We start from the raw sequence: 6,990 nt of genomic DNA, 5'->3' as shown, positions 1-6,990 counted from the left end.
ATTTATAAATTAATAACAATATAATAACATATTTTAAACGATTATCAAACAATATCATTGAAGAAATTTATTTATTTTTATTAAGAAATTAAAAAAAAGAGCCGTTATCTCTCAAAGAGAAACGGCCAGGAAAAATATTTTTTTGGAATTAATAGTGGCGTTTTTGATTTTTATTTGCAGAATTAATTAAAACATATAACATCATTAAAGTTAAAATGATAATGTAAAAATTATGTTTAATCCAAGTATACATTTTAGAAGAATGAGTATTTTTACTACGATAATTTTTTATAAAATCATATATTTCTTGTTGAATTTTCTTTTCGGTAACATCTGGTTGTTGTGATTCTTTTTGCGCTACTAACAAAGCCCCTTTAGAAATTAATTCGATGGTTTCGGTGTTAGGTTGTTCTTCTAAAATATGATCGATTAAAATGTATTTATGTACCATTGCGGATACTTTTTCTTTTAACCTTTCTTCAAAATTATTTTCATATGTATTTATTTCTTGTTGCAAAAGATCCACTATTTCTTCTAAAGAAAAATTGGTAAAAAATAAATTTTTCTTAACTTTGTTTTGTAGAAGCGTTATTAAAGAGTTTTTTTCATACTCTGCTATCTCAATATGCAATTTAGGGTATATTGTTTGCCATATTTGATAAAAAAGTCTATCTATTAATAAAGCGGAATTGTCTTTAATATTGGCTTTGACTTCGTCTAAAGAAATGTGGTTTTTTCTTTTCATTAAATTCACTAATTCGTTATAAACTTCTTTTTTTAAATCTATTTGGAAATGCTTGATCTGTTGAGAAGTGAAAAGCATATTATTTAATTTTAATTCTTCAATAATACGATCTATTTGTTGCTCTAATATTTGTTTTTTGTTAACTTCTAAATAAGTTTTAGTTTCTGATAGGAGTGCGAATTGCAGTTTCTCTAAAGTCAAAATATTATGAGAAAATATTAAAAAATCCAATTTATCAGCAATTATCTTTTTAATTTCTAATTTATCTTTTTCTTCGATTAAAATATTTTGAGATACTATTTGACTAAAAACATTATTTATTAAAGATTGTTTAATGTTTTCATCTAAAAATTTCAAAATAAATTGTTCTATTTCTGCTTCGTTATTATCGATTTCTCTAGCTTTTTGTAAGATTTGCGTTTGAAAAAAAGCATCACCTTTTAAAAAAGGATATTTATAGCAAAATTTATCTATTAACATGTGTGCTGTTTTTTGATTGATTTTTAATTTTTCATAGTCCCAAATTAAATAAATCTGATGAACTTTTTTCATACCTGTTTTTAAAATTTCTTCTAAGCTGTCAATTTTTTGAATTTCTGAACGTCTTTCGGTGGAGTCTGTATTTTCCTTATCTTCAAAATAAACACCTAATAAACCTTTTGGCAAAGGGTTTTCATCATTATATGTTTTTTTGATTTTGTCTTTATCATCTGAAAAGTAAATACTGTCTATTTCGTCGCTTAGATATTTATTATATCCGGCTTTTTGATGTTTTTGATAATGATTATTGATTAAATCAAAATATTTCTTTTCAGAAAAGGAGAAAGGACTATCTTTGAAAAGGTGTTTCAAAAGAATATTTTTATATTCTTTCATCGTCGATAAAAAAGCCATATCAGGTTTGTCATGTGCATGTTCCCCCCAATCTACTAAAGTTTTTGATTCTGAAATTCTATCGAAAGCTAATTTTAAATCAATAGGCAAAATGTTTAAATGGCGATGCGTTTCAATAGCTATCCCTGCCGCTTGGTCTAAAATTTCAATGATTTTTCTTGGTGATTTTAAAAAATGATTATCGAATTTACAAATCTGTTCCATAATTTTTTCTAAATATTTATAAGCACGAACATCTAATTTATAATTTTTAGAAATCATTTTAACAAAAGTTTTCAACTCTTCTTCTTTCCAATAATCTATTTCAATCAGTTTATTAAAACGACTTAAAACGGCGATATCTATTTCATCTTTAAAGTTGGTGGCCGCTATAATAAAAACAGTTTTATCCGGATCTGTATAAATACCTTCGATTTGTGATAAAAAAGAGGAAATCATATTCCCATGGTCTGAAGTTAAACCATCAGTATTACGTTTTCTAAAAATACTTTCACACTCATCTATAAAAATAATACATGGAGAATGTTTGCGCGCTTCTTCGAAAAGATTTTCTATAATTCTCGGTCCTTCTCCTACATAACTTCGGGAAAAATCTGCAGAAGTAACAGCGTAAAAAGGTAAGCCTGATTCTTTGGCAAAAGCTTCGGCTAAATATGTTTTACCTGTGCCTGGCGGTCCGTACAACAAAACTCCTCTAGGTTGTTTTTTAACGCCCATGTTTTTATATTCTTCAGGACTCTTTAAATAAGATAAACTTTCTAAAAGTTGTTCTTTTTCCTTTTCCATTCCGATAACATCTTTAAAACTGTGTAAACGAGTAGTATCTTTTAAAAATCTAGTAGTTACTGTTTCTGTTTGTGTTAATTTTATTCTTTCTTTGTTTTCATCTTTTAATACTTTTGTTGTTAATTCAAATATTTCTTTATATTGGCCCACAATAAATTGATCGCTTTGTTCTTTTTGTTTTTGTGAATTTTCAATGATAGTTTCTAATCTATCTAAAGTATTATCATAAAATTCTTTCAAATATTTAAATTCTTGATCGTTTTGTTTTAAATTTTTTTCTTGTTCTTGAATGTTAAAATAAGCAATTCTCAATTGTTCTTTAGTTTTGTCTAGTTGCGTTTGATTCTCTTTTAAAATATTTTTTTGATGATTGATGGTTGTTTGCAAATAATGTTTCTCTTTTTGACTTAAAGTTTGAAGAGTTTTAATTTCTGATTCTTTTAGCAACAATTCTTCTTCTAAGTTATTTTTATCTTTTTGCAATTTTTCAATGGATTGTTCTTGTTGCATTAAGTCTTGTTTTTGAGTTTCAATATCGTTGATTAAAGTTTGTATTTCTGTTTTTAATTTATTTTTGTCTTTTTCTAAAAGATTATTTTGTTTTTCTTCATCTCTTAATTGGGTTTGCTTTTGTTCTAATTCAATATTTTTGTTTTGAATTTCTTCTGATTTTTGATCTATTTTAGCAATTTGTTCTGTAATTTGTTTTTTTAGTTTATCAATATCAGTTTGCCTTTGGTCTAATTGTTGTTGATAATCTTGGATGGTTTTTTTAAGCTTGTCTATTTCTTTTTGAGAAGTCTCTAATAGCTCTTGAATGTCGTTTAATTGGTTTTGATTTTCTGATAAAAGATTTTTTTGTTGATCAATAACACCTAATAAAGATTGTTTTTCTTGTTGGCTTAAAATTTGCAGAGTTTTAATTTCTTGTTCTTTGGAAGATAAAAGGTTTTCCAAAGTGGTTTTATCTGTTTGTAGTTCTTCTATGGATGCTTCTTGTTGAGATAACTTATTTTTAAAAGAATCAATATCACTAATTAAATCCTTGATTTCGTTTTTTAAGCGGTTTTTGTCTTGTTCTAAAAGATTATTTTCTTTTTCTCCTTGGACTAATTGCTCTTGTTTGTTTTCTAACTCTTGGACTTTTTGTTTAATTATTTCATTATTTACACTGATTTCTTTGTTTTTAGCCTTTATTGTATTTTGTAAGGTTATAATTTTTTCTTGTTGTTGGTCTAATTGTTGTTGATAATCTTGGATGGTTTTTTTAAGCTTGTCTATTTCTTTTTGAGAAGTCTCTAATAGCTCTTGAATGTCGTTTAATTGGTTTTGATTTTCTGATAAAAGATTTTTTTGTTGATCAATAACACCTAATAAAGATTGTTTTTCTTTTTGACTTAAATTTTGATGATGTTTAATTTCTTCTTCTTTGAATAACAATTGTTGTTCTAAAACCGTTTTATCTGTTTGCAACTCTTGAATAGATGTTTTTTGTTGCGATAGCGTTTCTCTTTGAGAATTGATATCACGGATTAAATCGTTTATTTCATTAGTTAAACGGTTTTTTTCTTCTTCTAAAAGAGTGTTTTTTTGTTCTTTTTGGACTAATTCAGCTTGTTTATCCTCTAAAGCTTGCACTTTTTGTTTAATTATTGTATTATTGAGTTTAATTTCTTCGCTTTTATCCTTTATTTGGTTTTTTAAGGCAACAATAACTTCTTCTTTTTGTGCATTTTGTTCTTTATATTCTTTAATTATTACATTAAGTTTTTCAATCTTTTTTTGGGCAGAACTTAATTGTTCTTGCATTTCGTCTAATTGTCTTTGATTACCCATTAAAATACTTTTTTGATAATCAATAGTTCCTATTAACGTTTGTTTTTCGTATTGGCTTAAAGTTTGATGGGATTCGATTTCTTGTTTTTTGGATAACAACTGATTTTCTAAAACTGTCTTATCTTTTTGCAGTTGTTGCACGATCAATGCTTGTTGTGATAACACTTCACTTTGAACATCAATATTAAGGTTCAAATCTTTTATTTCGTTATTTAAGCGGTTTTTATCCTCTTCTAAAAGATTATTTTCTTTTTCTCTTTGGTTTAATTCCGTTTTTTTAGCGTCTAATTCGTGTATTTTTTGTTGGATTAATTCATCTTTGGCGGTAATATCGTTTTTTTGATTAAAAATTTGCATTCTTAAAGACAGGATGTCTTCTTTATGTTTATCCAACTGATTTTGTTGTTCTTGCATTAACAAATTAAGACTTTCAACGGTTTTTTGAGTTGAACTCAATTGTTCTTGCGTTTCATCTAATTTTTTTTGTTTGTCTTTTAAAAGGTTTTGTTGGGTTTCGATAAAGGCAAATAAACTTTGTTTTTCTTCATTTTGTAATTTTTGTTGAGATTGGATTGCACTAATTTCTTCCGTTAACCTTTGTTCTATGCCTGTTTTTTCTCTTTGAAGAGAAACGATCTCTTGTTGTTGGGAAGATAAAATATTTTCTTGTCCTTTGATATTTTGAATTAATTGATCAATTCTTTTTATTAATTGTTTTTTTTCTTGTTCATCGGAAAGATTGTTTTGATTTGCCAGGGACAATTGTTCTTTAACCGCTTTTAGTTCTCTTATTTTGTCGTCCATATCTTTTGATTGTCGTTTAATAAGGGCATTTTGTGCGTGTATTTTAGTTTCTAAGCTATTTATTTCATGATGTTGCTGATTAATGGTTACTTGTTTTTGTGTATATAAATCTTGATATTTTTCATCGGGATAGAATTAATGCGTTTTACCGTTTAAAATGGGTTTATTACACTAAGCCCCCCACACCACCGTACAAGCAAGTTTCCAAGCATACGGCGGTTAAAATAGTGTGTTAATATTGATTTCTCTTAAAAAAATAGGAGTCATTTATAAGTTTAAATGTTTTTTAAAAAAAAATAATATAGCCTTACTATTTTTTCATCTTTCGCCTTGTAAGGGTCGTTATCCCTCTCCTTGGTGAGTCAGTATATTGATGCATTTCAGCATTAATTGTCAATTTCTCACGACTACTATGATTCTGCTTCTCCCTTGACAACAACCTTAACAACTATCAAGTTGAAAAAGGGTTCTGTTTTAGGGAAATAGAAGTTACTCTAAATATCTACGTAATCAATTTAGGCGAGCTGACCTGAGCAATTATATCTTATCTGACATAAAATATTTTCTGACAGGTAAGGTTTGAGGTGAGAATTAACTCCATCATCTAGAACGATGACAATGATTTTAACATACGAATTAAAATACGTTAAAAGACCTCAAAATTGTTGATATAAACGACAATAAAGCTATTTTTATCTACAAGTTATGTATTTTGTAACCCTTTTGGTTGCTCTTAGCTCCTTTTCAGAAGTTATCCGTGTTGATCGTTTGATCTTGCGTCTTCTTGTTGGATCAAAGGATGACCCTCATTTACGCTTTTATTTTCTGCTGTAATTTATAATTCTTTCGTTTTATAGACCGAAAATATGAGTTAGACCATCATTGCAGGTCCAGCATTTCGTTATTTATGCTGATATTTAGGCATCTTTCTCGCCCTAATTCTTCTTTTAATCTTTTTATTTCTTGTTGGTTAGCTTGTATTTGTGGTTGTAAACTTTTTTTATAACTTTCGCTACTTTGAACGAGAGGATTTTGATTTATGATTTTAATTTCTTCTTCCAAAAAAATCACTTTACTTAATGTGTCAATTAAAAATTTAATATGTTTTTTAGAAACAAAGATCATATTAGCTGGTTGCCAATTGCGCCAAGAATACCCTTTTCCACCTTGAAAATTGTTGTTTTTATGTTGTAAATATGTTTGATAATTTTTTAAATCAGTTGCGTTTCCGACAAATACAAAAAGATATTCATTAGGGTCAAAAACGGTCGTAGCAATTGTATTACTAAACTCTTCTACAATATTATAATTTTCTAAGGTTTGAAAAAGAAAATCAATGTTTTGCTTGTCTTTTTCCTGAAAATTATAATATTCCTTATCCATTTGTTGTTCGAAAATTATTTTAACAACATGTTCTAATAAACGTTGACGAAAAGCTGAGTTGTTTCTGAACGGTAACATTGTTTTAATTTTTTCTATAGAAGGGTAAAGAATAGGGGAAAATGTTTTTTTCGTTTCTGGTTGTTTATTATGATAAGGAGTGATTCCGTATATAGGACTTATTAATGAAAAGGTTAGAAAGATGACAAAATATTTCCAAACCTTTTTTCTTTGAATTGACATATTTTTTTTAATGCTTTCTAATGAAAATTAATATCTTCTAAAAATGAAAATATTATTTTTGTAATTGTCTTCTTTAATGTATTGTATAAAACAATAGATATGTAGTAAAAAACCATAAAAATGCATTTTATGGAATTTGTGAGAAAGTTGTTTCATTTATAGAATAAAAAAATTTCTTGATTTCAAAAAAATGAATTCGCCCCTCTTTGAGGGGAATAATATTTTAATACAGTTAGAACAAATTTAATATATATATTTTAACACCTTTCTAATAAAAATATTTACATAGCATTATAATTATA

General features: G+C 27.0%; 2 protein-coding genes. Both read right to left on the bottom strand.

Translation table 11 applies throughout. The features are described from left to right. Nucleotides 1–148 precede the first annotated feature (148 nt). Nucleotides 149–5,065: an AAA family ATPase gene (locus tag RI76_RS01445; protein WP_017192365.1), complete on the bottom strand. Its 4,917-nt coding sequence runs from the start codon at nucleotides 5,063–5,065 to the stop codon at nucleotides 149–151. An 879-nt stretch (nucleotides 5,066–5,944) separates the two neighbouring features. Next, nucleotides 5,945–6,688: a hypothetical protein gene (locus RI76_RS01440; RefSeq protein WP_017192364.1), complete on the bottom strand. Its 744-nt coding sequence runs from the start codon at nucleotides 6,686–6,688 to the stop codon at nucleotides 5,945–5,947. Between the last annotated feature and the right edge of the window lie 302 nt (nucleotides 6,689–6,990).

The organism is Milkweed yellows phytoplasma str. MW1 (assembly GCF_000309485.1).
GTDB lineage: Bacteria > Bacillota_I > Bacilli_A > Acholeplasmatales > Acholeplasmataceae > Phytoplasma.
Note: the sequence above shows the minus strand (reverse complement) of the source record. Positions and strands in the feature narration are given on the sequence as shown.

Coding starts and splice junctions, on each gene's coding strand:
- RI76_RS01440 (WP_017192364.1), bottom strand. CDS start 6,688: ATGTCAATTCAAAGAAAAAAGGTTTGGAAATATTTTGTCATCTTTCTA.
- RI76_RS01445 (WP_017192365.1), bottom strand. CDS start 5,065: ATGGACGACAAAATAAGAGAACTAAAAGCGGTTAAAGAACAATTGTCC.